General features: G+C 73.3%; 24 protein-coding genes. 8 read left to right on the forward strand and 16 right to left on the reverse strand.

The genetic code is table 11. The annotated features are described in order from the left end of the window. Positions 1–25: 25 nt before the first annotated feature. Positions 26–178 (forward strand): hypothetical protein, encoded by a 153-nt coding sequence (locus LRS74_RS11195; RefSeq protein WP_186318845.1) that lies wholly within the window; start codon positions 26–28, stop codon positions 176–178. Between the two features lie 117 nt (positions 179–295). On the opposite strand, the gene LRS74_RS11200 is transcribed toward LRS74_RS11195, so the two are convergent. The 4 genes from LRS74_RS11200 to LRS74_RS11215 form a co-directional block, all read right to left on the reverse strand. Next, positions 296–901 (reverse strand): MarC family protein, encoded by a 606-nt coding sequence (locus LRS74_RS11200; RefSeq protein ID WP_277740872.1) that lies wholly within the window; start codon positions 899–901, stop codon positions 296–298. Positions 902–1138: 237 nt separating this feature from the next. Continuing rightward, positions 1139–2026: a PHP domain-containing protein gene (locus tag LRS74_RS11205; protein ID WP_277740873.1), complete on the reverse strand. Its 888-nt coding sequence runs from the start codon at positions 2024–2026 to the stop codon at positions 1139–1141. A gap of 179 nt (positions 2027–2205) precedes the next feature. Further along, positions 2206–2844: a DUF6758 family protein gene (locus LRS74_RS11210; RefSeq protein WP_144381376.1), complete on the reverse strand. Its 639-nt coding sequence runs from the start codon at positions 2842–2844 to the stop codon at positions 2206–2208. Positions 2845–3011: 167 nt separating this feature from the next. After that, complete coding sequence (locus LRS74_RS11215; RefSeq protein WP_277740874.1) at positions 3012–3644, reverse strand: suppressor of fused domain protein; 633 nt, start codon at positions 3642–3644, stop codon at positions 3012–3014. Between the two features lie 480 nt (positions 3645–4124). Here LRS74_RS11215 and LRS74_RS11220 point away from each other — a divergent pair, with 480 nt between their 5' ends. Continuing rightward, on the forward strand, positions 4125–5243 hold the full coding sequence (locus LRS74_RS11220) for a magnesium and cobalt transport protein CorA (RefSeq protein WP_277740875.1): 1119 nt from the start codon (positions 4125–4127) through the stop codon (positions 5241–5243). Between the two features lie 52 nt (positions 5244–5295). Here LRS74_RS11220 and LRS74_RS11225 read toward each other — a convergent pair whose 3' ends face one another. From LRS74_RS11225 to LRS74_RS11235, 3 genes are all read right to left on the reverse strand, one after another. Further along, positions 5296–6243, reverse strand: coding sequence for a DMT family transporter (locus tag LRS74_RS11225; RefSeq protein ID WP_277740876.1), 948 nt, complete (start codon positions 6241–6243; stop codon positions 5296–5298). A gap of 285 nt (positions 6244–6528) precedes the next feature. Continuing rightward, positions 6529–7059 (reverse strand): hypothetical protein, encoded by a 531-nt coding sequence (locus LRS74_RS11230; protein ID WP_277740877.1) that lies wholly within the window; start codon positions 7057–7059, stop codon positions 6529–6531. A 203-nt stretch (positions 7060–7262) separates the two neighbouring features. Next, positions 7263–7976, reverse strand: coding sequence for a hypothetical protein (locus LRS74_RS11235; protein WP_277744704.1), 714 nt, complete (start codon positions 7974–7976; stop codon positions 7263–7265). 267 nt (positions 7977–8243) lie between these two features. Here LRS74_RS11235 and LRS74_RS11240 point away from each other — a divergent pair, with 267 nt between their 5' ends. Genes LRS74_RS11240 through LRS74_RS11250 form a run of 3 tightly spaced genes read left to right on the forward strand, consistent with a single transcriptional unit; the run spans position 8244 to position 11342 of the window. Next, positions 8244–9560 (forward strand): CBS domain-containing protein, encoded by a 1317-nt coding sequence (locus LRS74_RS11240; protein WP_277740878.1) that lies wholly within the window; start codon positions 8244–8246, stop codon positions 9558–9560. Between the two features lie 21 nt (positions 9561–9581). Continuing rightward, positions 9582–10142 (forward strand): DUF1003 domain-containing protein, encoded by a 561-nt coding sequence (locus tag LRS74_RS11245; protein ID WP_277740879.1) that lies wholly within the window; start codon positions 9582–9584, stop codon positions 10140–10142. A gap of 42 nt (positions 10143–10184) precedes the next feature. Further along, positions 10185–11342, forward strand: a complete 1158-nt coding sequence (locus LRS74_RS11250) for an Mrp/NBP35 family ATP-binding protein (protein ID WP_277740880.1) — start codon at positions 10185–10187, stop codon at positions 11340–11342. A gap of 128 nt (positions 11343–11470) precedes the next feature. Here LRS74_RS11250 and LRS74_RS11255 read toward each other — a convergent pair whose 3' ends face one another. The 5 genes from LRS74_RS11255 to sigE all read right to left on the reverse strand — a co-directional run bounded on the left by LRS74_RS11255 (position 11471) and on the right by sigE (position 16806). Continuing rightward, the gene (locus LRS74_RS11255) at positions 11471–12082 is read right to left on the reverse strand and encodes a hypothetical protein (protein ID WP_277744705.1); all 612 of its coding nucleotides are present in this window, start codon (positions 12080–12082) and stop codon (positions 11471–11473) included. Positions 12083–12288: 206 nt separating this feature from the next. Continuing rightward, positions 12289–12750, reverse strand: a complete 462-nt coding sequence (locus LRS74_RS11260; RefSeq protein WP_277740881.1) for a sec-independent translocase — start codon at positions 12748–12750, stop codon at positions 12289–12291. Positions 12751–12937: 187 nt separating this feature from the next. Next, the gene (locus LRS74_RS11265) at positions 12938–15022 is read right to left on the reverse strand and encodes a trypsin-like peptidase domain-containing protein (RefSeq protein ID WP_277740882.1); all 2085 of its coding nucleotides are present in this window, start codon (positions 15020–15022) and stop codon (positions 12938–12940) included. 159 nt (positions 15023–15181) lie between these two features. Next, on the reverse strand, positions 15182–15868 hold the full coding sequence (locus LRS74_RS33605) for a hypothetical protein (RefSeq protein WP_347178122.1): 687 nt from the start codon (positions 15866–15868) through the stop codon (positions 15182–15184). 155 nt (positions 15869–16023) lie between these two features. Continuing rightward, positions 16024–16806 carry an RNA polymerase sigma factor SigE gene (gene sigE / locus LRS74_RS11275; protein WP_144381365.1) on the reverse strand — a complete coding sequence of 261 codons (783 nt, stop codon included), beginning with the start codon at positions 16804–16806 and terminating at the stop codon, positions 16024–16026. Positions 16807–16983: 177 nt separating this feature from the next. On the opposite strand from sigE, the gene LRS74_RS11280 reads away from it, so the two are divergent. Beyond that, positions 16984–17649 (forward strand): O-methyltransferase, encoded by a 666-nt coding sequence (locus LRS74_RS11280; protein ID WP_144381364.1) that lies wholly within the window; start codon positions 16984–16986, stop codon positions 17647–17649. Positions 17650–18671: 1022 nt separating this feature from the next. On the opposite strand, the gene LRS74_RS11285 is transcribed toward LRS74_RS11280, so the two are convergent. Continuing rightward, complete coding sequence (locus LRS74_RS11285) at positions 18672–18839, reverse strand: DUF3117 domain-containing protein (protein WP_086831452.1); 168 nt, start codon at positions 18837–18839, stop codon at positions 18672–18674. 320 nt (positions 18840–19159) lie between these two features. Between LRS74_RS11285 and LRS74_RS11290 the strand changes: the two genes are divergently transcribed. Then, the gene (locus tag LRS74_RS11290; protein ID WP_277740883.1) at positions 19160–19963 is read left to right on the forward strand and encodes an enoyl-CoA hydratase-related protein; all 804 of its coding nucleotides are present in this window, start codon (positions 19160–19162) and stop codon (positions 19961–19963) included. A 99-nt stretch (positions 19964–20062) separates the two neighbouring features. Here the strand turns inward: LRS74_RS11290 and LRS74_RS11295 are convergent, their stop codons facing one another. Next, positions 20063–20656, reverse strand: a complete 594-nt coding sequence (locus LRS74_RS11295; RefSeq protein WP_277740884.1) for a DNA-3-methyladenine glycosylase I — start codon at positions 20654–20656, stop codon at positions 20063–20065. Next, on the reverse strand, positions 20653–21027 hold the full coding sequence (locus tag LRS74_RS11300) for a DivIVA domain-containing protein (RefSeq protein ID WP_277740885.1): 375 nt from the start codon (positions 21025–21027) through the stop codon (positions 20653–20655). The genes LRS74_RS11295 and LRS74_RS11300 overlap by 4 nt, the downstream gene beginning before the upstream one ends. A 155-nt stretch (positions 21028–21182) precedes the next feature. Between LRS74_RS11300 and folP the strand changes: the two genes are divergently transcribed. Beyond that, complete coding sequence (folP, locus tag LRS74_RS11305; RefSeq protein WP_277740886.1) at positions 21183–22043, forward strand: dihydropteroate synthase; 861 nt, start codon at positions 21183–21185, stop codon at positions 22041–22043. A gap of 67 nt (positions 22044–22110) precedes the next feature. On the opposite strand, the gene LRS74_RS11310 is transcribed toward folP, so the two are convergent. Beyond that, entirely contained in the window at positions 22111–22860 is a 750-nt protein-coding gene (locus LRS74_RS11310; RefSeq protein ID WP_277740887.1) for a TIGR00730 family Rossman fold protein, read from the reverse strand. Between the last annotated feature and the right edge of the window lie 39 nt (positions 22861–22899).

The raw sequence follows: 22899 nt of genomic DNA on the forward strand, positions 1-22899 counted from the left end.
GGAGGATCAGACGAAGGGAGAAGCCATGCGCTTCGAGATCATGCGCCTCGACGACACCGACGGCCTCGCCGTGGACAGCACCGTCGTGGACGCCGCCTCCGTCGACCGGATCGTGCAGCAGGCCGCAGCGATAGGCCAGCGCATCTACATCCGCCCAGCCGAATCCGCCGTCCGGTAACCGCCGGGCCGGCACGGCACCCCACGAACGTCGAAGCGCCCCCGTGCCTGTGTGCACGGGGGCGCTTCGTCGCCGCGTTGAACAGCGCAGGTCAGACGGTGGGGCGAGCGGGCGACGTCAGGACGACTGGATCACCTGGGTGACGCCGTTGATGATCTGCTGCACCGCCAGCGCCGAGAGCATCATGCCCGCCAGACGGGTGACCAGCACCACGCCGCCGTCCTTGATCACCCGGATGATCAGCAGCGAGTAGCGCATGGTCAGCCACAGCACCACGTGCATCGCCACGATCGCCGCCCACACGGAGATCTGACCGCTGACGCCGTCCGCGTTCTGGACGGCGAGGATCACCGAGACGATGGCGCCGGGACCGGCCAGCAGCGGCATGCCCAGCGGCACCAGCGCGGCGTTCACGTCCTTCGTCTGCGTCGGCTCCTCGGACTTCCCGGTGAGCAGGTCGAGCGCGATGAGCAGGAGCAGCAGTCCGCCCGCGATCATCAGCGCCGGGACCGAGACATGCAGGTAGTCGAGGATCTGCTGGCCCGCCACGCCGAAGACGGCGATGACGCCGAAGGCGACCGAGGCCGCCTGCCAGGCCATCTTGCGCTGCGTCTTGACCGGACGCCCGGAGGTCAACGCCAGGAAGATCGGCGTGATCCCGGGCGGGTCCATGATGACAAAAAGGGTGAGAAAGAGGGATCCGAAAATGGCGGTGTCGAACACGATGATGGCCTTGCGAGGTGGTACGAGCAGGGGCGGTGGCGGCCGCGCGAGGGCGCGGGGCGCGCCGGCGGCACTACGAAGTCGGGAGGGGAGACAGGCGGACGGGGTCGAGCACGGGGGACGCCGCCGATGCGGGGGCGCGCCGCTTTCACGCGGGACGCGTCGCTCGAACGGCTCAGCCGGTGGTGACGACCTCGCCGGACCCGTCGGCTCCGCTCAGCGGAGGCCCGGGGCGGATCAGCCGCCCGTGCCCGGGACCGGGAACGCCCCGGTCGCCCGGCGTGTGATCTCGCCGTAGATCTCGGGGTCGGTCGTGTACTCCCCGAGTCGACAGGTCTTGCGGCTGCCGTGGTAGTCGCTGGAGCCCGTGGCGAGCAGGTTGAAGTCGGCGGCCAGGCCGCGCAGCCGGGCGCGGGTGGCCTCGTCGTGCTCCATGTGATCGATCTCGATGCCGTCGAGGCCCGCGGCGGCCAGTTCGGCTATCGCGCTCTCGGGCACGCACTGCCCGCGCTTGACGGCCAGCGGGTGCGCGAAGACGGCGACCCCGCCCGCGCCCTTGATCAGCCGGATCGCGTCGAAGGGGTCGAGCTCGTGCTTCTCCACGTACGCCCGGCCGCCGTCCGCGAGCCAGTCGCTGGTGAAGGCGTCCGAGACGCTCGCCACCACGCCCAGCTCCACCATGGCGGTGGCGACGTGCGGACGTCCGACGGCCACCCCGTCCGATGTGCCGCCGCTCCGCCCGCTCGGGATACCGGCGATCTCGGCGACCCGCTCCCAGGTGATCGGCACCCCCAGCTCCCGCAGCTTGGCGACCATGCCCTGGGCGCGCGGCACCCGGTCGTCGCGCACCAGCTCGCGCTCGCGGGCCAGCTCGGGCTCGTACGGGTCGAAGAGGTACGCCAGCATGTGCAGGCTCACGCCGTCGAGTCGGCAGGACAGCTCGGCTCCGGTGACCAGGGTCAGCCCGGGCGGCAGCGCGGCCTTGGCCTCGTCGTGGCCGGCGACCGTGTCGTGGTCGGTGAGGGCGACGACGTCCAGCCCGGCCGCGGAGGCGGCGCGCACCAGTTCGGCGGGGGTGTCCGTGCCGTCCGACGCCGTGGAGTGGGTGTGCAGATCGATGCGCACGACGCGTACTCCAAGCTGTGGCAGACGGGGGGACGGGACGCTCTACTCTACCGGGACTTGGGCACATCCCCGGAACGGCGTCATCCGCCCGGAAGATCCGCGGCGGTGACGCGGCGGCGGCATCGGACCGCGGTCCTCGGGCGAACTCGCCGGGACCCGCTCTCGGCCTCCCGGCGTGCCTAGCCGATGATCCGGGGCGACAGCGCCCCGCACGGCAGCAGATCCGTCTCCGCCCCGGCGTCCCGCAGGTCGGTGAGGACCAGTTCGTCATAGAGCATCAGCCCGGACTGCTCGGGCCACACGACCGCCCACAACCACAGTCCGCGCGCCTCGCCCGCGAACACCGCGCGGTCGTCCGGCGTGCCCTCGACATGCCACAGCGGGGTCGGCCGCCCGGCGGCGAGCACCTTGACGTGCGGCGGCCGGTTCACACACATGGACGGGCCAGGGTCCGGGCCGTCGATTCCCGCATAGCGCGCGCCGAGCCCCACGCCGAGCTCCTCGGCGATCAGCAGCAACTCCCCCGGACCGCCCAGCGGGCCGGGGCCGGAGCAGGCCACGGCGGTGGCCCGGCCGCCGCTGCGGTCGTCACCCGCGGCGGCCACACCGGTGAACAGCCAACCGATCGGCAGTGGCCACGGCATCCACACCGGCACCCGCGCTCGGTTCACCACGACCGCCAGTGCTTCGACGCTCGGCGGCACCACCGGCTGCAGAGGGTGCACGGTGCCGTGCACGCCGCACTGCCAGGAGTCGGCAAAGAGACCGGGCGCCCGCACCCGGCCACCGCACTTCGGGCAACTGGGTTCGCCCCTCATAGGGCCCCACGGTCCTCCGTGGTCGCCGTCACGTCAAGGACGATCACCCGTCCGGAGGGAGTCTCCGCCCATGCGGCCCGCACGCGGACGCCTGACGCCCGCCCGAACGGCGCACGGTCCGCACGGCCCGCGCGCACCGCTCCGGTCGCCGCGCCGCCGCCGCGCCCCTAGTCGCTCAGCCGCACGCCCTCGCGCAGCGGGTCCCGCAGATCGGTGCCGTGGCGCAGCCAGCGCTCCCGCAGGGCCGCGGCGCCGTGCACCCGCTTCCAGGCGGCCTCGTTGGGCGTCATGGGCAGCAGCGGGAGGAAGCGCACGGGCTCGCGGGGCGCGTCGAGCTCCAGGTCGGGTACCAGACCGCCGGGTTCCGCGACCAGCACCGAGCTGAAGGGCGCTCCCGGCCACAGCGGCTCGCCGAGGTCCAGGGAGTTGCCGGGGGCCACGACCAGGCCCTCGACCTGGGGCGAGGCGGCGAACACGGCCAGCGGGCGGAGCACCTTGTCCAGGTCCGCGCCGGGCACCCGGCCGACGCGCACCGACAGCACCAGCTCCGCGCGCGGGCCGCGCAGCGGGTCGGCGACGACGGCGGTGGGGTCGGTCATCGGGCGGTCCGACATCCCGAGCGTGGCGTAGCGGACGATGTCCTCCCCACCGGTCACATCCGCCGGCCCGTCGCCCGAGCCACCGCTGAAGCGGAGCACCTCGATGCGGTCCGTGCCCAGGAAGGTCACCGCCGCGCGGGCGTCCGGTTCACCCAGCGCGGAAAGCAACCGGGCCTCGACCAGCTGAAGAACGTCAGACATGGATCGAGCATAGGTCGCGTATCGAACAAGCAAAGCGGCGAGTAAACGTTCTGTCGGCTGGTAGCCTTGACGCCTGCCCAGGAGAGTACGTCGTCCCCCAGCGGGGACCGGCCGGAGGAGGTGGGGCTGCGGTGGATCCTAGTCGACCGTGCAGTACCGACGGCTCTTCCGTCCTCCCACCTGGTCGCGTTCTCCGGTGCCCTTGATGATCCCAGCCCTTCCGTACCCCACCGCTCAGCGGTGAAACCCAGGAAGTGGCCCGGCGCCCGCAGCACTTGACGGTAGACGACGGTTGAGCGTCTCGCCCCGCTTTACCCGTTCTTCTGCGAAATTCTGCGAAGTCCCGTCAGTGTCACCGCGCACTGGAGTGCCGCCCGCTTTGCGGGCGTACGGCCGTGATCCTTCCCGTACGTCCACCTTCCGGGCCGCGCTGCGCCCCGCGCGAGGCATGCTGACGGCCGGCCCGTGAAGGAGCCCGCCATGTCGATGATCCGCGACCTGCGCGCAGCCGTCCGCCCCGCCCTGCGGCGCGGCCACACCCCGCACGAGTACGACCGGTACGACACCACCCGTGACCCCTCGGCATCGAGCGCGATCGTCGACTGCGCCGTCTACCGCGAGGGCAAGCGGGTCAGCGACCACATCACCCCCTCGGAGGCGATGGCGCGGGTGCGCGCCGACGGCGGCTTCGCGTGGATCGGGATGCACGAGCCGACGGAGCATGAATTCGCCGGCATCGCCGCGGAGTTCGGGCTGCACCCGCTCGCCGTGGAGGACGCGGTGCACGCGCACCAGCGCCCCAAGCTGGAGCGGTACGACGACACCCTGTTCACCGTCTTCAAGACGATCCACTACGTGGAGCACGCCGAACTCACCGCCACCAGCGAGGTGGTGGAGACCGGCGAGGTGATGTGCTTCACCGGCAGGGACTTCATCGTGACCGTCCGGCACGGCGGCCAGGGCTCGTTGCGCGCGCTGCGGCACCGGCTCCAGGACGACCCGGAGCTGCTCGCCAAGGGCCCCTCGGCGGTGCTGCACGCCATCGCCGACCAGGTGGTGGACGGCTACATCGCGGTCGCGGACGCGGTGCAGGACGACATCGACGAGGTGGAGATCGACGTCTTCAGCTCCGGGCCCAGCGGCGGTGCCGCACGCGGCGGCGACGCCGGCCGGATCTACCAGCTCAAGCGGGAGGTACTGGAGTTCAAGCGCGCCGTCTCCCCGCTGCTGCGGCCGATGCAGCTGCTGAGCGAGCGCCCGATGCGGCTGATCGACCCGGACATCCAGAAGTACTTCCGCGACGTCGCCGACCACCTGGCGCGCGTCACCGAGCAGGTCGTCTCCTTCGACGACCTCCTCAACTCCATCCTCCAGGCCAACCTGGCCCAGGCGACGGTCGCCCAGAACGAGGACATGCGCAAGATCACCGCCTGGGCGGCGATCATCGCCGTCCCCACCATGATCTGCGGTGTCTACGGCATGAACTTCGACCACATGCCGGAGACCCACTGGCGGTACGGCTATCCGACGGTGATGACCGCCATCGTCGCCATCTGCTGTGTCATGCACCGCAGTTTCAAGCGCAACGGCTGGCTGTAGCACGGCGCGGAGACCCGGGCGGGCGCGCCCCCGCCCGGCCGGCCCGCCCCGCTCAGGAGCTCTCCTTGCGGCCCGCCGCGATGACCAGGGCCAGTCCGGCCAGGATCACCACCAGCGCCGGGTAGGCGGCCGCCGGCGGGGTCTGTCCCAGCCACACCGCCGCGATGAGGGCCGCGCCCGGGGTCTCCAGGAGGATCGCGGTCGAGGTCACCGACGGTCCCAGGCCCTTGACCACCCGATTGATCAACGTGTGGCCGAGCAGCTGCGCGGTGAGCGTCAACAGCGCCAACTTCAGCCAGGTCTCGCCGCTGTAGCCGCCCAGCGAGGCGCCGGTCACCAGGCAGGTGACCAACAGCAGGACCGCGGTCGTGGTGTAACAGACGTACGTGTAAGCCGTGGTGCTCGCCGTACGCCGCACCTCGGAGCCCAACAGCACATAGCCGGCAGCCGCCATGCCACCCGCCAGCGCCAGCGCGTCGCCGGCGAGCGCCCGGGGCGACAGCGACAGGTCCACTCCGGTCAGGATGACCACGCCGAGGAAGGCCAGCACCATGCCCGCCCAGGCCAGCGCGGACGGGCGGTGACCGCGCAGCCGCAGTATCAGGGCCGTCCAGATCGGGGTGGTGGTGGCCAGCGCGGTGGACGAGGCCACCGAGGTCATGCGCAGGCTCGGCAGCCACAGCCCGAAGTGCAGCGCCAGCAGCGCACCGGAGGCGACCGACAGCAGCAGCGCCCGGCGCCCAAGCGTCCGCAGCTCCACCCGGTGCCGGCGGCGCAACAGCACCAGCGGGCTCAAGGCCCCGACCGCCATCGCGTTCCGCCAGAACGCCACCGCCAGCGCCGGGGCCACCGTGCCCGCGATCAGCGGCGCCGACAGCGAGACTCCGGCGATCGCGACGGCCAGCAGCGCGATGTCCAGCCGCACGGCCCCCGCGGACGGAGCCGAGGGAGCGGTGGCTGTGGCGGGAGCTGACGCGGCACGGGTACGGGCGGTATACACACGCCCAGCGTAAGGGGCATAAGTGCGCTACGAAACTGTCGTTTCGCATCGCGGGACGGGGCGGGCCGGGGCCGGTAATGGGGGATGCGGCTGAGGCCGGTGGGTCGGGTCGGTCCCGGTCCGGGGCGCCTCCGGGGCAGCATGATGTACGGGCGACGACTCCGAGCCGCGATGGTGCCCCCTCTTTGCCCACACATCACGCGTGAGCACCCCGGAGACACCCCTCCCCGCCCCCTCCCGTGTCGCGCGGACCCGGCCGCCCGCCATCGGCGCGGGAACCGAGGGTCAGCCGTGTCGCTTCTTGCCGCGGCGCCGGGCCAGCAGCTTCGGCAGGGCGGCGGGGATGGGACGACGCGTGATCGCCGAGGTCGCCAGCGGGGGCGCGGCCAGGGAGCCGTCGGGCTGGTCGGCCACGGGCCCCTCGGTGGGCTCCAGGCGCAGCACACGGCACTCGCGGGCCCAGCGCTCGGTGATCCGCTCGGCGTCGGGCGCGTTCAGTCGCTTGCCCTTGAGCTCGTCTACCGCGGCGGTCCACGCCTCGGAGCCGGGCGCCATCTCGACGACACGGGCGGTCCAGCCGACCAGGCGGCCGCCTTTGTCCTTGCTGCGCACGGTCACGGTCGCGGTGCCGCCGTCGACCAGGCCGAGACCCTGGAGCGGCTGTTCGCCGGGGCCGTCGCCGACCAGGCAGGCGGCGCCCTCGTGCCAGACGTGCCACAGGGCCCGCTCGGGCCCCTCGGAGCCGCGCACCCAGATCAGGCCGGACTTCTTGGCGGCCTCCTCGATGAGGGCGCGGTCCATCAGCGTCTGCGTCATGGGCTCACCTTATGTCGGGCGGTGGCGCGCGGGGCGACGGCGGGAGGGGACGGGGAGGGGTGCCTCCGGGGCACTTACGCCTGATGTGTGGGCAAAGAGGGGCGCCATGGCGGCTCGGAGTCGTCGCCCGTACATCACGCCGCCCCGGAGGCGCCCCGGACCGGGACCGATCCCCCCTCCGGCCCCAGCCCCCGCCGGAGGCGCTACTTACTGGCCGGGATCTGCTGGCCGTAGTCGACGACCTGGGTCTTCTCCGGGGCGGCCAGGGTGAAGTCCCTGTTCCAGTCGTTGAGGGTGATCACGCCGGCGTCTCCCGCGCGGCGCAGTCGGAGCGGGTAGGGGGCGCCCTCGAGGGAGACGTCGAGGGAGCCGCCGGAGCCCGCGCCGCCGCTGATGCGGATGGTGCGGACGCCGCCGACCGTGCCCCGGTCCCCCACGGTGATCGTCCCGTGCAGCCCCAGCAGCCCGTCGAGCAGCAGCCCCTTGTCGGTGAAGCCGCTGAGCTGCTCGTAGGAGGGGTCGCCGACCGGCACCTTGACGTACTTGCCGTCGAGTTTCCGGGCGGCCGCCGTGTCCGCCTCGGACGGCTTACCCGCCTCCTGGTGGGCCCAGAAGCCCGCGTCGGCCTTGAGGTAGAGGTCCTGCCCGACCCGCAGCAGTTCGAAGGTGCCGCCCTGGCTGGAGACCTGGCCGGTGCCGCCGTTCCCCTTCAGCCGCATGTCGAGCGTGAAGGTGCGGCCCTTGCTGACCAGCGTGCCGGAGAGGTGCACCGAGCCCGCGCCGCCCGCGGCCTTGCGGGCCTTGCTCTCGATCTTCGTGGCGGGGAGTTTGCCGACGCCGTTCGTGCCCGCGTCGGGGTCCTTGCCTTCGCCGTCGCCGCCGCATCCCGCGAGCGCCACGGTCAACGCCGCGCACATCGCCCCCACGACAGCCGTGTTCCGGATGCGCACGTCTGCTCTGCCTCCTGATGCCGGTGCAGTAGGGCAGCGTACCCGTGCCGTCTACGCCCACTCTCCCGGCCTCCGGGGCGCCGCCCCCGCACCACCGGCGACGGCCCTCCGCTCCCTCCCGCGGGGCCGCCCGGGGGCATCCCGTGCGACCGGCGGCGGAGTGCCGCCCGGCGCGTTAGCCTGAATCCGACTTGAGCGGATATCGGCGTATTCAGGTGCTCGGGGAGGTGCGGCGTGGGACCAGGCGGGTCCAGGGTGTTCGTCTCGCACCTGGCGGGCGTCGCCGTCTTCGACCCCAACGGCGACCAGGTGGGGCGGGTCCGGGACCTCGTCGCGATGCTCCGGCTGCGCGGCCGCCCGCCACGGGTGCTGGGCATGGTCGTCGAGGTGATGAGCCGGCGGCTGATCTTCCTGCCGATGACCCGGGTGACCGGCGTCGAGCACGGCCAGGTCATCACCACCGGCGTGGTCAACATGCGGCGCTTCGAACAGCGCCCCACCGAGACCCTGGTCCTGGGCGAGCTGCTCGACCGGCGGGTGCGGCTGGTGGAGAGCGGTGAGCAGGTCACCGTCCTGGACGTGGCGATGGTGCAGCTGCCCGCCCGGCGCGACTGGGAGGTCGACAAGGTCTTCGTCCGGCGCGGCAAGGGCGGGGCGCTGCGGCGCCGGGGCGAGACCCTGACGGTGGAGTGGTCGGCGGTCAGCGGCTTCTCGCTGGAGGAGCACGGCCAGGGCGCGGAGAACCTGCTGGCCACGTTCGAGCAGCTGCGCCCCGCCGACCTCGCCCATGTGCTGCACCACCTGTCCGCCAAGCGCCGCGCGGAGGTCGCGGCCGCGCTGGACGACGACCGGCTGGCGGACGTGCTGGAGGAACTGCCCGACGACGACCAGGTGGAGATCCTGGGCAAGCTCCAGGAGGAGCGCGCGGCCGACGTCCTGGAGGCGATGGACCCGGACGACGCGGCCGATCTGCTGTCCGAGCTGCCGGAGGAGGACAAGGAGCGGCTGCTGGCGCTGATGCGGCCGCAGGACGCGGCGGACATGCGCCGGCTGATGGCGTACGAGGAGCGCACCGCGGGCGGGCTGATGACCACCGAGCCGATCGTGCTGCTCCCGGACGCCACCGTGGCGGACGCGCTCGCGCGGGTGCGCAATCCGGACCTGTCCCCGGCGCTGGCCGCGCAGGTGTACGTGTGCCGGGCGCCGGACGAGACGCCGACCGGCAAGTACCTGGGGACGGTGCACTTCCAGCGGCTGTTGCGGGACCCGCCGTTCACCCTGGTCAGCGCGCTGGTCGACACCGATCTGCGGCCGCTGCCGCCGGACACCGGGCTGCCCGCGGTGACCAGCTATCTGGCCACGTACAACATGGTGGCCGCGCCCGTGGTGGACGAGAGCGGCTCGCTGCTGGGCGCGGTGACCGTCGACGACGTGCTGGACCATCTGCTGCCGGAGGACTGGCGGGAGCGGGAGCTGCAGGCGGGTGAGGAGGTGCCGGGGGCCGCCGTCTCGAAGGGCCCGGGCGGCACCCCGGCCGGGGGGCGTCGATGAGCGCGACCGCGGAGGCCGCCGATGAGCGGTGAGCGCAGCCGTCTGGACCAGCCCAGAGCCCGCCGACGCGGCTGGCTTCCGCGGTGGGATCCGGAGGCGTTCGGCAAGGCCTCCGAGCACATCGCGCGGTTCCTGGGTACCGGGCGGTTCATCGCCTGGATGACGGTCTTCGTCATCGTCTGGGTGATGTGGAACACCACCGCGCCCGGCCACCTGCGCTTCGACCCGTTCCCGTTCATCTTCCTGACGCTGATGCTGTCGCTCCAGGCGTCGTACGCGGCCCCGCTGATCCTGCTGGCCCAGTACCGGCAGGCGGACCGCGACCGGGTGGTGGTCGAGCAGGACCGGGCGCGGGACGAGCGGTCGATCGCGGACACGGAGTATCTGACCCGCGAGGTCGCCGCGCTGCGGATGGGTCTGGGCGAGGTCGCTACCCGGGACTGGATCCGCTCCGAGTTCCAAGAGTTGATCAAAGAGCTGAGGGATGTGGAGGAGCGGGGCGCGCCGCCGGGGGACGCGCCGCCGGGCGGCCGCGTATTCCCGGTGGAGGAACCGTCCGGGAGTGAGGAACGCGACCGCTGACGACCTTTCCCGAGGCCGGCTACCGCGCCGTACCATTTCGGCATGGCTACCGACACTCCCCCATCCGCTCCGTCCGAAGAGGCGGTGCGCGCCGCACTCGCGACGGTCAACGACCCGGAGATCCACAAGCCGATCACCGATCTCGGCATGGTCAAGTCGATCGCGATCGCGGCTGATGGGACGGTCGCGGTGGCCGTCTATCTGACCGTCTCCGGCTGCCCGCTGCGGGACACGATCACCAAGAACGTGACGGAGGCGGTGTCCCGGGTCGCCGGCGTGACCGGCGTCACCGTCGAGCTCGACGTGATGAGCGACGAGCAGCGACGCGAGCTGGCGTCCTCGCTGCGCGGCGGACAGGCCGAGCGCGAGGTGCCGTTCGCCAAGCCCGGCTCGCTGACCCGGGTGTACGCGGTGGCGTCCGGCAAGGGCGGCGTCGGCAAGTCGTCGGTGACGGTCAACCTGGCGGCCGCGATGGCCGCCGACGGGCTGAAGGTCGGCGTCGTGGACGCCGACATCTACGGCCACTCGGTGCCCCGGATGCTGGGCGCGGACGGCCGCCCGACCCAGGTCGAGAACATGATCATGCCGCCGTCGGCGAACGGCGTGAAGGTCATCTCCATCGGCATGTTCACCCCGGGCAACGCGCCGGTGGTGTGGCGCGGCCCCATGCTGCACCGCGCGCTGCAGCAGTTCCTGGCGGACGTCTACTGGGGCGACCTGGACGTGCTGCTGCTGGACCTGCCGCCGGGCACCGGCGACATCGCCATCTCGGTGGCGCAGTTGGTGCCGAACGCCGAGATCCTCGTGGTGACGACCCCGCAGCAGGCCGCCGCCGAGGTCGCCGAGCGGGCGGGCTCCATCGCCGTCCAGACCCACCAGAAGATCGTCGGCGTCGTCGAGAACATGTCCGGGCTGCCGTGCCCGCACTGCGACGAGATGGTCGACGTGTTCGGCACCGGCGGCGGTCAGGTGGTCGCCGACGGGCTGTCCCGGACCACCGGCACCAACGTCCCGGTGCTCGGCTCGATCCCGATCGACGTGCGGCTGCGCGAGGGCGGCGACGAGGGCAAGCCCGTCGTCCTCAGCGACCCGGACTCCCCGGCCGGTAGCGCGCTGCGCGCCATCGCGGGCAAGCTCGGCGGCCGCCAGCGCGGGCTGGCCGGTCTGTCGCTGGGCATCACCCCGCGCAACAAGTTCTGATCGACGCGCGGTCCCGTGGCGCGGCGGATCACCCGCCGCGCCACGCGACCCCCGCCCACGTGTAAGGGGCGGCCTCCCTGGGAGGCCGCCCCTTACACGCGCGGAGAGCCACCGTCCGCGGCGCCGGTTCAGCTGTAGCCGGCGATGTCCTTGACCACCGAGAAGCCGAGACCGTAGGCGCTCATGCCACGCCCGTACGCCCCCAGGTGCACGCCGTCGCGCGCGGAGCCGGCCAGCACCCAGCCGTACTCCGACTCGCGGTAGTGGAACGTGGCCGGCTCGCCGTCCACCGGCAGCGACAGCTGCGACCAGCCCTCGCCGCCCAGGTCGTCGGCGAGCTCCCAGGCGATCGCGGTCTGCTGCTCCAGCCAGTCCTGGCGCAGCGCCCGCTCCATCCGCGACGGCCAGGTGCACGACAGCAGCCCCGAGCCCGCCAGCCAGGCCGCGGAGGAGACCGAGGTCGCCTCCAGCACGCCGGTGCCGTCGGCGCTGCGCCGCAGCGGGCGGCTGGCGATGGTCACCACCACCGCGAAGCGCTGTCGGTCGCGTGCCTCGGCGTCCGTCTCGGCCCGCAGCGACGGCTCGTCGCCATGGCCGGTCGAGCCGTGCTCCACGGTGCCGTCGGCGCTGGCGCCGACCTGCATCAGCCAGCGCGGCCCCGTGAACGCCTCGTCGAGCCCGTACCAGGGGAACGCGGCCATCAGGTAGCCGTCGATCTTGCGCCGAGCGTCAGCGGGCATTCCCTGGGTGGCCTGGGCGACCTGCGTGGCCGCCGCGCCCGGTGCACCGGTCACCGCCTCTTGTACCCCTGACCGACTCGTCTCCATCTGCGCGGAGCCTCCTTGCTGCCCTGTCTCGTGGGCGGCCCGCCCCCCTCGGGCGACCTCTCACCCCGGACAAAGGGAGGATAGCCATACGGGTCAACCACGCCCGGCAGGCCAGGGGCTCATGTGGCGTCTGAGTCGAACGGCGGCCGCTCGACCGCGCCGCCGGAGTCCCGCTTGCGCAGCAGGTCGGAGCCGTTGGAGGAGCTCGTTCCCGAGGCGGGCGCGGGGAGGGCCGGGCCACTCGCCCGGTCGCCCTCCCGGCCGTTCACCGCGTCGGCGACCTCGGCCATCTCCTTGCGGAGGTCGAAGCCGTTGCGGATCTCCTTCAGGCCCAGCTCGTCCTTGTCGAGGAGGTGCTTGCGCGCGAACGTCTTGGGGTTCAGGTCCTCGAACTCGAAGTCCTTGAACTCGGGTCCGAGCTCCGAGCGGATGTCCTGCTTGGCGTTGTCGGAGAACTCCCGCACCTTGCGGATGAACCCGGCGACGTCCTGGATCACCTTCGGAAGCTTGTCCGGGCCGAAGACGAGCACCGCAAGGATGATGAGCGCGATCAGCTCTAGGGGTCCTATGTCGAAGAACACCTTGCAGCTCCTTGATACGTCTGTGGCCGCGGATCCAGGCCAATGAACACGGTACCTGTCTCTGTGTGCCTCCCGGGAGACGCCCGGGCCAACACCGGGTGTCCGGAGCCCGGTCCTGCGGGCCGCAGCCGTCCGGACCGCCGGGGGCCCGCGCGGACCGCCGGGGCCCGCGCGGGCGACGGGCGACTCAGCCGCCGGCCGTGCCGAGGGTGAGGGAGACCGTCCGTTCCCGGCCGTCCCGCTCCAGCGTCAGCTCCAGTCGGTCACCGGGCCGGTGACCGCGGATCTTGACGATCAGCTCCCGCCCGCTGTGCACCCGCACCCCGTCCACCTCGGTGATCACATCGCCCGGTCGCACCCCGGCCCGGTCCGCGGGTCCGCCCGGCTTCACGGGCTCGCCGCCGTCGGTCTTGGTCTCGACCCGTGCGCCGTCGCCGGCATAGCCGGTGTCGAGCGTGACACCGATCACGGGATGGGTGGCCCGGCCGGTGTTGATCAGCTCCTCCGCGACCCGCTTGCCCTGGTTGATGGGGATCGCGAAGCCCAGTCCGATGGAGCCGCCCTGGCCGCCGCCCAGCCCGCCGCCGTCGTCGGCCGCGCGGATGGCGCTGTTGATGCCGATCACGCGCGCCTTGGAGTCCATCAGCGGCCCGCCGGAGTTGCCCGGGTTGATCGGGGCGTCGGTCTGCAGCGCGTCGACGTAGCTGACGTCGCTGCCGTCCGCCTTCTCGCCGCCGGCGGTGATCGGCCGCTCCCGCGCGCTGATGATGCCCGCGGTGACGGTGCCCGCCAGGTTGTACGGGGCGCCGATGGCGACGACCGGGTCGCCGACCCGCACCGAGTCCGAGTTGCCCAGCGGCAGCGGCCGCAGCCCGGAGACGCCGTCGACCTTGATCACCGCCAGGTCGTAGCCGCCGTCCCCGCCGACGATGCTCGCGCGGGCGACCTCGCCCCCGTTGAACGTGACCGATATGTCGCCGTTCGAGCGGGCCCCCTCCACCACGTGGTTGTTGGTGAGGATGTGGCCCTTGGCGTCGAGGACGAAGCCGGTGCCGGTGGCCTCCTCGGAGCCGCCGCCCACGTGGATGGTGACCACGCCCGGCAGCGCGCTGGCGGCGATCCCGGCCACGCTCTCCGGGTCGCGCGGGCCCTTCTCGGCCGGCGGCTGGGACAGCTCCACACCGTCGCCGCTGATGCCGCCGTTGCGCTCCATGTAGGCGCCGATGCCACCGCCGACGCCGCCCGCGACCAGGGCGATCAGCAGCGCCCCGGTGACGAGCAGGCCACGGCGGCGGGGCCGGCCGGCGCCCTCGGCCGGTCCGGCGGGCGCCGCCATCCGCGGCGCGCTCCACGGGTCGTAGCTCATCCAGCGCGACTGCGCCGCCGTCGGCGCCACCGGGTCGACGACCCCCGGAGCCGGAAGCGGAGCCGGAACGGGGACCGGGGCCGGGGCCGGCGGCGGGAGCTGGGTGCCGTGCGCCGGGGTCATGCCCGCGTGCGGCGCCGGCTGCGGCTGGTGCAGCACCGGGGCGGGCGGCGGCAGCTGCGTGCCGTGCGGCGGCGTCATCCCCGGGTGCGGGGCGGGCGCGGGCGCCTGGTGCGCACCCGGCGGGAGCTGGGTGCCGTGCGCCGGCGTCACACTCGGCCGCTGCACGGGCGGCGCGGGCGCCCACGGCCCCGGGTCCCCGTACGGCGGGGTCCCGTAGGGATCCGGGGCGTGCAGCGGCTTGGGCCGCTGGGCCCGCGGCTCCGCCGGGGCGGACGGGACGGCGTCGGCGGCCGGGGCCTCGTGAGCGGCGGCCTCGGCCTCGGCCCGCACGGGCTCGGTCGACGCAGGCGCGGTCGCCACGGAGTCAGTCGCCACCGAGTCGGTCGCCGAGAAGTCGGCCGGCACGGACTCGGTCGGCAGGGAGTCAGTCGGCACGGCGTCCATGGAGACGGTCGTCCCGGACGCGGCGGTGTCCGGCACGGCGTCCTCCGGTGCGGCCTCCGCGGCCTCCACGGCGTCCGTCGTCCGCTCGACGGGGCGCGCCCCGGAGACGTCGCTCTCGGGTGCGGCGGTCGACGGGAGCGTGTCGCCGGCCGGCGTGCCCTCGAAGGCCCCGGTCACGGGCCGTACGCCGGCGTCCTGGGCCTCGGGGGCGGTAGGCGGCTGCGACGGGCCTCCGGGGGCCGAACGCGGCACGTGGTCCGATGACGGCGCGGCGGGCCGACCGGCGCTCGGGCGGCTCCACCACTTCGGCTTGGGCCCGGGGGCCTTCCCCTCGTCCATGATCTCCCCAGAGTCTTCCGCGACGCGGCGCGGACTGCACAGCTCGGGACATGCCTTGCGTGCCCGCTACGGGTCGATGGCGCTGCCCCGAAGCGATTCAACCAGGTCTCGCGGGGCTTGCGCAGTGTCCCCGACCGCGCCGGCGGACGGGGACCAGCGCTACTCGGAGCCCGCGGTGGCCCCGACGGCCTCCGAGGCCCGCGGGGTGGCCGCGGACGGGCCGGCCTGCTGGCGCGGTGCGGCGGGCTCGGCACTGCCGCCGGGACGCAGCTGCTGGCTGGCCGACAGCACCGGCTGAACCACCGGCGGCAGGGCGCCGCTGGCCGGCAGCCGGGAGACGTTGTACGGCGGGTGGGCGGGCGAGACGACCCCACCGGCGGTGCTGGTGAACACCCCGGGGCGGGAGCCCCGCTGCCGGGCGTCGGCGGCCGGCGCGGCCACGTCGGCCGGGGACACCGAGCGGTCCGAGCCCCCCGCACGGCCGCGGGAGGGTGCCGGGGCGTCCACCGGCAGCGCGCTGCTCAGCGCGAACGCGGCCAGCGAGACCGCGCCCGCCGCCGCGAAGGCGAAGCGGCGGCCACGCGCGGACGAGCGCCCGACCTCATGGATACGGAAGCCACCGTGCCGCGCGGTGGGCGCGGCGGCCGGCAGATAGGCGAAGGGCTCGTCACGCACGCCGAAGCCCCCGGAACCGCCGAACGGGCCGTCCGACCCGCCCGGCCCGTCCGCTCCGCCCTCGCCCGGCCCTCGGCCGTCGGCGAGCCCACCGGCAGGCAGCGCCTGCAGCCGGGCCAGCAGCCCTTCCGAGGGCGGCGGTGGCGCCGACCGCGCGAAGATGCTCTTCAACTGCCGCTGTGCGTCGGCCTCCGCCTTGCACCGGTAACACGTCGCAAGATGCGCGAGCACCCGCTCGCGCGCATCATGCCCCAACTCGCCGTCGACCAGAGCCGCGAGGCGGTCGCCGAGATGCTGCTCGGCGGGGGACTGACCGCCTGATCGGGTCACGCGATTCCGACCTCCCCGCTGAGCCCGAAGCCACCGGCCCCGGGCGCGACGGCCACGGCCGCGCGCTGCTCGGCGCGGGCCACGGGAGAGCGGTGCTTCAGCGCCTTGCGCAGGTGCGAGCGGCCGCGGTGGATCCGGCTGCGCACGGTGCCGAGCTTCACACCGAGCGTGGCGGCGATCTCCTCGTACGACAGCCCTTCGATGTCGCACAGCACGACGGCCGCCCGGAACTCCGGAGCCAGGGTGTCCAGCGCCTGCTGGATGTCGGCGTCGAAGTGGGTGTCGTTGAAGTGCTGCTGGGGAGAGGGCTCGCGGCTGGGGAGCCGCTCGGCCGCGTCCTCACCGAGCGCGTCGAAGCGGATGCGCTGACGGCGACGGACCATGTCCAGGAAGAGGTTGGTGGTGATGCGGTGCAGCCAGCCCTCGAAGGTGCCGGGCGTGTAGGTCGACAGCGAGCGGAAGACGCGGACGAAGACCTCCTGGGTGAGGTCCTCGGCGTCGTGCTGGTTGCCGGTCAGGCGGTAGGCGAGGCGGTAGACCCGTGCACTGTGCATGCTGACGATCTCCTCCCAGGTGGGAGGGGTCCACGCCGGGGCGTCCGCATCGCTGGCGAAGGTCGCGGTGGTGGCGGAGTCGGCGGAACGGGAACGGTCAGCGTTGTCGGTCACGGATTTCGGCTCGACCGCCGACCCGCGAAAGCGCCACAGCACTCTCCGGTCACCGGCCGCAGCCGCACCTCCCCTGTCGGCTCTGGTGGTGTCCAGTAGAGCCCCTACCATATCCACCTCGCCCGTTAGCTCCGGATAAGCATTTTTGACCTGCATTTGGTCTTGGCCTTCGCCAGGAACGGCCTGCCGCGCGGCCGCGCCGCACGGCGCCTCTCGGCACCGCTCCCACCCCCGGTACAACGCCCGGTCCCATCTGCGGGTTCCCGCGTTCAGCGGATACAGTCACGGGTGCGTCAACTACGGGGACAGGAGAGGGCCATTACCGGCAACCGGCAGACGAGCTGGGCGTTCGCCGATGCGTTCGTCGCCGAGGACGCAGCCCTGCGCTGGGCCCGTGACCGGGCCCGCGAGGCCGGGCTGCGCTCGGTGTCGTCCGGCACCGGCGCTGCGCTGCGGCTGCTCGCCGCGGCCGCCGACGCCAAGGCCGTCGCCGAAATCGGCACCGGGACCGGAGTCTCCGGCATCCACCTGCTGCACGGGATGCGGCCGGACGGCGTGCTGACGACGGTGGACAGCGAGCCGGAGCGGCAGCAGTTCGCCCGCCAGGCGTTCCGCGCGGCCGGCTTCGCCGGCAACCGCGCCCGTTTCATCCCCGGCCGGGCCCTGGAGGTGCTGCCGCGCCTCGCCGACGGTGGCTACGACCTGGTCTTCTGCGATGGCGACCCGCTGGAGAGCCTGGACTATCTCGCCGAATCGTTGCGCTTGCTGCGGCCGGGCGGACTGGTCTGCTTCGAGGGGGTCTTCGCGGACGGGCGCACGGTGGACTCCGCGGTGCAGCCGGCCGAGGTGCTGCGGGTACGCGAGCTGCTACGCACCGTACGGGAGTCCACGGTCCTCCAGTCGTCGCTGCTACCGGTGGGCGACGGCCTGCTGTGCGCGGTCAAGCGCGGCTGAGCGGGTGCCGGCTTCGCCGGCCTGTCCGGGACGTGGGCTGCCTATGACGGTTGGGCGGGCGCGTGGGCTGCCTGTGTCGGTTTGGGCGGGCGCGCACTGCCGGCTGCGGGTCGGCGGTGGTTGATCGCGCGGTTCCCCGCGCCCCTAAAGGGCGCCATCCCGCCGCTGCGATGTCGGCGCCGGCCATACCGGTCCCGCGGACCTGCGCACTGCCGGCCGCGGGTCAGCGGTGGCTGGTCGCGCAGTTCCCCGCGCCCCTAAAGGGCGCCATCCCGCCGCTGCGATGTCGGCGCCGGCCATACCGGTCCCGCGGACCTGCGCACTGCCGGCCGCGGGTCAGCGGTGGTTGATCGCGCAGTTCCCCGCGCCCCTAAAGGGCGCCATCCCGCCGCTGCGATGTCGGACGCCGGCCATACCGATCGCGCGGACCTGCGCACTGCCGGCCGCGGGTCGGCGGTGGCTGGTCGCGCAGTTCCCCGCGCCCCTAAAGGGCGCCATCCCGCCGCTGCGATGTCGGACGCCGGCCATGCCGATCGCGCGGACCAGCGCAATGCCGGCCGCGGGTCGGCGGTGGCTGGTCGCGCAGTTCCCCGCGCCCCTGAAGGGCGCCGTTCCGACCGCTGTGCCGGCCCCGGCCATTCCGGTCGCGCCGACCGCGCGCTGCCGGCCGCAGGCCATCGGTGGCTGGTCGCGCGGTTCCCCGCGCCCCTAAAGAGCGCCGTTCCGACCGCTGTGCCGGCCCCGGCCATTCCGGTCGCGCCGACCGCGCGCTGCCGGCCGCAGGCCATCGGTGGCTGGTCGCGCGGTTCCCCGCGCCCCTGAAGGGCGCCGTTCCGACCGCTGTGCCGGACGCCGGCCATGCCGGTCGCGCGGCTCCGGGTCGGCGGTGGTTGATCGCGTGGGTGGGCGCGCTCTGGCGGGTCTCGACACACCGCTGCCCCGGCGGCCGGGGCGTCGCGTACGTCGCGTACGGACCGGCTGCCGGGGCAGAACTCGCGGTGGAGGTGGCGGGCCAGGCTGTGTCAGCCGACGACCTTCTTCAGGGCCTCACCGAGCTCTTCGGCTTCCTGCGGTGTCAGCTCGACGACGAGTCGACCGCCGCCTTCGAGCGGAACGCGCATGACGATGCCCCGCCCCTCCTTGGTCACCTCGAGCGGGCCATCGCCCGTCCGCGGCTTCATGGCCGCCATGCTCGTTCCCCTTCCTGAAACCAGCTCATCGCAGCCGACAACCCAGGTGTCACCGGCATCGAACACATTGCTCCCCGTCATTATCCCGCATGGCGCGACCCAATGACCAACATCGAGCGGCAACCCCTGAACGACGCGTTCTGGCAAAACCACCCAATTCGGGGAGCGGAGGGTGATCATCCGAGTTCGCCGGGCCCGAACGACGGGTCGGTTCTTTGACGCAGGTCACATGTCGGGTCACCTGTAGCCGTGAGTGATCTCCGGCATGCTGAGCGCTGACCCGCAGCGCCACCGTGCTCACCGACGGAGAGGGACCCGCCATGGCCGACACCGTGCTCTACGAGCTGACCGACGGACTCGCGACGATCACGCTGAACCGTCCCGACGCCATGAACGCGCTGAACACCGAGGTGAAGGAGGCGCTGCGGGACACCCTGCGACAGGCGGCCGAGGACCCGGCGGTGCGGGCGGTGCTGCTCACCGCCACCGGCCGTGCGTTCTGCGTCGGCCAGGACCTCAAGGAGCACATCGGGCTGCTGGCCGAGGACCGCGAGCGCGGCGGCGAGGGCCGCACCATGCGGACCGTACGGGAGCACTACAACCCGATCGTCACGGCGATCGCGACCATGCCCAAGCCCGTCGTCGCGGCCGTCAACGGAGTGGCGGCGGGCGCCGGGGCGGGCTTCGCCTTCGCCGCGGACTACCGCCTGGTCGCCGACACCGCCTCCTTCAACACCTCCTTCGCGGGCGTCGCGCTCACCGCCGACTCCGGGGTGTCCTGGACCCTGCAACGGCTGGTCGGCCCCGCCCGCGCCGCCGATCTGCTGCTCTTCCCCCGCGGCATCAGCGCCCAGGAGGCCCTCGACCTCGGCATCGCCGCCCGGGTCGTCCCCGCCGCCGAGCTGGCCGCGGAGGCCCAGGCCGTCGCCCGCCGACTGGCCGAGGGCCCCACCGGCGCCTACGCCGCCATCAAGGAGTCCCTCGCCTACTCGGCCGCCCACGGGCTGCTCGACTCCCTCGCCAAGGAGGACGAACTCCAGGTCCGCGCGGGGGCATCGGAGGACCACCGGATCGCTGTCGAGGCGTTCGTCAAGAAGGAGACGCCGCGGTTCCTCGGCCGCTGACCCGCTCCGGAGGCGGGATGAGGGTGCGCCCCCGCGCACCCTCCGTACGGCAGGTCCCGTAGTGCGGCGGCCCTCCCCGGACGAGGGAGCCGGCCGCGGCTACGCGCGGGTGTGGCAGTCGGCCAGGTGGTCGTTGACCAGGCCGCAGGCCTGCATCAGGGCGTAGGCGGTGGTGGGGCCGATGAAACGGAAGCCGTGGGCCTTGAGCGCGCGGGCCAGGGCGGTGGACTCCGGCGTGATGGCCGGGACGTCCGCGGAGGTGCGTGGGACGGGGCGGCCGTCCGGTTCCGGGGCGTGGGACCAGATCAACGCGTCCAGCTCACCCGGCGCCAGTTCGGCCGCCGCGCGGGCGTTGGCTATCGCCGCCGCGATCTTGGCGCGGTTGCGGATGATGCCCGGGTCGGCGAGCAGCCGCTCCGCGTCCTCGTCCGCGAAGGCCGCGACCTTGGCGATCTCGAAGCCCGCGAAGGCCGCGCGAAAGCCCTCGCGGCGTCGCAGGATGGTCAGCCAGGACAGGCCGGACTGGAACGCCTCCAGGCAGATCCGCTCGTAGAGGGCGTCGTCGCCGTGGACCGGCCGGCCCCACTCGGTGTCGTGGTACGTGCGGTAGTCCGCCATGGAGTCGCCCTCCAGGCCCCACGGGCAGCGCGCCAGCCCGTCCGGTCCGGCGACCACGCCCTTGCCGTCGCTCATGCGTCCTCCCCCTCGCTCCGGTCACTTCCCTCGGCGGCGTCGCGGGGCTCGGTCGGCTCCCCGGACTCGCGCAGCGCCCGCGCTCCCGCCAGCGCCATCTCCAGCTCGGCGATCCGGGCGTCGCGCTCGGCGAGCTCCGCGCCCAGCCTGCCGAGGACGTCGTCCACGTCGGCCATGCGGTAGCCCCGCACGGTCATCGGCAGCCGCAGCGCCTCGACGTCGGCACGGCCCAGCGGGCGGTCGTAGGGCAGCGGGACGTCGAGCCGGTCCGGCGGGGCGTCGGCCAGCGCCGCGCGCTCGCCCCCGCCGACCACGACGAGCGTGACCGCGCCGACCACCGCGACCAGCGCGATGAGCAAGAACCAGAACACGACCACCACTCCCCGACATCACCCGACGCCTCACGTCTGCACCGATCGTGCCATGCCGCGCCGACAGTGCCGACGACGGCACCGAGCGCCCCGGCCGTCGGGCGGGTCCAAGGCGGCTAAGGTCGCTTGCGGATCGAGGACGAGGAGTACGACGGATGCTGCGGCTGGGACGGCGTGAGTTCGGCGAGCACGATCAGGTGATCATGGCGATCGTGAACCGGACGCCGGATTCCTTCTACGACCAGGGCGCCACCTTCCAGGACGAGCCGGCCCTCGCCCGGGTCGAGCGGGCGGTGGCGGAGGGAGCCGCGATCATCGACATCGGAGGCGTGAAGGCCGGCCCCGGCGAGGAGGTGAGCGCCGCGGAGGAGGCGCGCCGGACGGTCGGCTTCGTCGCCGAGGTGCGCCGACGCCACCCGGACGTGGTGATCAGCGTCGACACCTGGCGGCACGAGGTCGGCGAGGCGGTCTGCGAGGCGGGCGCGGACCTGCTCAACGACGCCTGGGGCGGAGTGGACCCCAAGCTGGCGGAGGTCGCGGCGCGCTACGACGTCGGACTGGTGTGCACCCACGCGGGCGGGGTGGAGCCGCGCACCCGGCCGCACCGGACCACGTACGACGACGTCATGGCGGACATCCTGAAGGTCACGGTCGGGCTGGCGGAGCGCGCCGCGGCGCTCGGGGTCCGCCGGGACGCGATCCTGATCGACCCGGGCCACGACTTCGGGAAGAACACCCGCCACTCCCTGGAGGCGACCCGACGGCTGGACGAGATGGCGGCGACCGGCTGGCCGGTGCTGGTGTCGCTGTCCAACAAGGACTTCGTCGGCGAGAGCCTCGACCGGCCGGTCAAGGAGCGGCTGCTGGGTACCCTGGCGACGACCGCGGTGTCGGCCTGGTTGGGCGCCCGCGTGTACCGCGTGCACGAGGTGGCCGAGACGCGGCAGGTGCTGGACATGGTCTCCGCCATCGCGGGCCACCGCCCGCCGGCGGTCGCCCGCCGCGGGCTGGCGTGACGGGCGCCGCCACAGCGGACGGCCGGCGTCCGGGGCACGTCGCCCCGGGCACCCACCGTCCGACGCCTCAGATGCCGATCTCCTTCGTCATCAGCGCCACCGCCTCCTCCACGTCGTCGGTGATGTGGAAGAGCTCCAGGTCCGCCGTGGACGCCTTGCCCTCGGCCACCAGGGTGCCCCGCAGCCAGTCCACCAGGCCCTGCCAGTAGTCGCTGCCGAAGAGGACGATCGGGAAGCGGGTGACCTTCTTGGTCTGCACGAGGGTGAGCGCCTCGAAGAGCTCGTCGAGGGTGCCCAGCCCGCCGGGGAGCACGACGAAGCCCTGGGCGTACTTCACGAACATCGTCTTGCGGACGAAGAAGTAGCGGAAGTTGACGCCGATGTCGACGTACGGGTTGAGGCCCTGCTCGAAGGGGAGCTCGATGCCGAGGCCGACGGAGACGCCGCCCGCCTCGCAGGCACCCTTGTTGGCAGCCTCCATGGCGCCGGGGCCGCCGCCGGTGATCACCGCGAAGCCGGCCTCGGCCAGCGCCCGCCCGATGCGCACCCCGGCCTGGTACTCGGGCGCGTCCCTGGGAGTGCGGGCGGATCCGAACACGCTGATGGCGCGGCCCAGTTCGGCGAGCGCCCCGAAGCCCTCCACGAACTCCGACTGGATGCGCAGCACCCGGAACGGGTCCTCGTGCACCCAGTTGGTGGTCGGCTGGGTGTCCAGCAGATGCTGGTCGGTCGTGCCCGGCTGCACCTGGTCCCGACGGCGCACGATCGGGCCCAGCCGCTGCTCGTGCAGCGTCCGCTCGTCCTCGGCGTTGCCCATGGGGTGCTCCCTCCGCTCGCTCCTCCCCGTCCGCGGACG

This window comes from Streptomyces sp. LX-29 (genome assembly GCF_029541745.1).
Classification (GTDB): domain Bacteria; phylum Actinomycetota; class Actinomycetes; order Streptomycetales; family Streptomycetaceae; genus Streptomyces.